Annotated in this window: 1 protein-coding gene; it reads left to right on the top strand. The window is 46.0% G+C overall.

Annotated features, from left to right (window positions below; translation table 11 throughout):
• The first annotated feature begins 3 nt into the window (after window positions 1–3).
• The gene (locus F6K20_RS37885; protein ID WP_287298313.1) at window positions 4–1,389 is read left to right on the top strand and encodes a glycosyltransferase family 4 protein; all 1,386 of its coding nucleotides are present in this window, start codon (window positions 4–6) and stop codon (window positions 1,387–1,389) included.
• Window positions 1,390–1,570: the final 181 nt, after the last annotated feature.

Raw genomic sequence — 1,570 nt, 5'->3', positions numbered from 1 at the left:
TCGATTCCCTACTTCCTACTCCCTACTCCCTGTTCCCTGCTCCCTAAAACAAAAGTACTTCAACCAATTGAAAAGACTATCAGTGGAGCTATGATTTTACTTAAACAACTAAAAACATCAAACCCAATTAAAGACTGGTTACCAACAAATACAGTTAGTGACCAGTCTCTGCGGCTGTCTGTACTAACTCAGTTTTTCCCTCCTGACTATGCTGCGACTGGCCAGCTAATTCAAGAGTTGGTGATGCAATTGGGCAAACAAGGGATGGATATTAAGGTGTTTACTGGGCAACCAGGCTATGCTTTTGAGACTGCCACTGCACCAATGTATGAAAAATTGGGAAAAGTACAAATTAAGCGATCGCGTGCGGCTCAACTTTGGCCTCAGCGGATTCGTGGCAAGGCTGTCAATGGCTTAATTTTTGCTGTGCGAGCTTTCTTGCACTTAGTTAAAAACTATCGTCGTCGTAATTTGGTGTTATTAACGACTGCGCCACCGTTTTTCCCTGTGGTTGCCTACCTGGCTCGTAGGATTTTTGGTATGCGCTATGTTTGCCTAATTTACGATTTTTATCCAGACATTGCTGTGGAGTTAGGAGTCATTGGTCACGATCATCCCTTGGCTCGATTTTGGAGAGGTCTCAATCGTCGGGTTTGGCGTAAAGCGGAGGCAATTATTGTCCTCAGTTCAGCCATGAAGCAACGAGTGATAGATACTTGTCCTAAACTAGCTAACAAGGTTGCAGTGATTCACAGTTGGGCTAACCCAGATGTGATTGTGCCACTTCCCAAGCCAGATAACTGGTTTGCCCAGAAGCACAACTTAGTGAATAAGTTTACGGTGCTTTACTCTGGTAATATGGGGCGCTGCCATGATATTGATACGATTCTTGAGACTGCTAAATTACTGAAAGACGAACCGATTCAGTTTGTCTGTATTGGTAGTGGTGCGAAGCGAGAAGCCTTAATCGAGGACGTGAAGCGCTTAGGTTTAACTAATTTTCGGTTTTTGCCCTACCAAGACAAAGACGTGCTGCCTTACTCATTAACCGCTTGCGATCTCTCCTTAGTAAGTGTGATTCCTGGTATGGAAAGCTTAGTGGCTCCTAGCAAACTCTACTCTGCGTTAGCTGCTGGGGTTCCCGTGGCGGTAATTTGCTCTCCTCAAGCGTACTTAACTGAGCTGATTGCCAAGGCTAAGTGCGGTGCCAGCTTCGTGAATGGAGACAGCCAAGGTCTGGCTGACTATATCCGCTCTCTGGCCGCTAATCAGGAGTTAGTAAACTCCCTAGGTCAGGCTGGTCGTGAGTATTTACTAGAGAATTTTACTCCTGAAGTGATTGCTAAACAGTATGATCAGGTTCTTTGTGAAGCCTTAAGTAGGCAGTAGGGAGTCGGGAGTCGGGAGTAGGCAAGAGGCAAAAGGCAAGAGGCAAAAGGATAAGCAATTTCCCCTGGTTGACTGACTTTAGATCATGGCGTAGGTTGGGTTGAGGCAACGAAACCCAACAAAGCGTGAGGCTTTTGTGGGGTTACGCTATCGCTAACCGCTCCCTACAGCACTAGCTTGA

Source organism: Moorena sp. SIO2C4 (assembly GCF_010672485.1).
GTDB classification, from domain to species: Bacteria; Cyanobacteriota; Cyanobacteriia; order Cyanobacteriales; family Coleofasciculaceae; genus Moorena; species Moorena producens.
The sequence above is the reverse complement of the archived record's forward strand: the minus strand, read 5'-3'. Positions and strand labels throughout refer to the sequence as shown.